Annotated in this window: 1 protein-coding gene; it reads right to left on the bottom strand. The window is 47.2% G+C overall.

Features of this window, described 5'->3' with window-relative positions:
- Positions 1 to 18: 18 nt before the first annotated feature.
- A partial coding sequence (locus SAY88_RS25360; RefSeq protein ID WP_332635209.1) for a hypothetical protein occupies positions 19 to 252 on the bottom strand: 234 nt, incomplete at its 5' end.

Raw genomic sequence — 252 nt, 5'->3', positions numbered from 1 at the left:
GAAGATGGCTTCTGTTGTCTAGTTGCGAGAAATCAATTCACAGGCGTGCTTCCTGAAACTTGCACCGTAGCCAGACGCAGCAACCTCTGTGTAGATAGCTTCGTTGATAAGTGTCGGTAAACGCTTGCGAATGCCGTCCAAGAGTTGGCTATTGAATGACTCAACCAATTTAAGACCACCGGTATTGTATTCTGGTTTCAGATCCTCCAACTCGACAACTTCGGCACGTTCGAATCCAACCGTGCATTTTCC

Source organism: Halalkalibacter flavus (genome assembly GCF_036663575.1).
Taxonomy (GTDB): Bacteria; Bacillota; Bacilli; order Bacillales; family Bacillaceae_D; genus Halalkalibacter; species Halalkalibacter flavus.
Note: the sequence above shows the minus strand (reverse complement) of the source record. Positions and strands in the feature narration are given on the sequence as shown.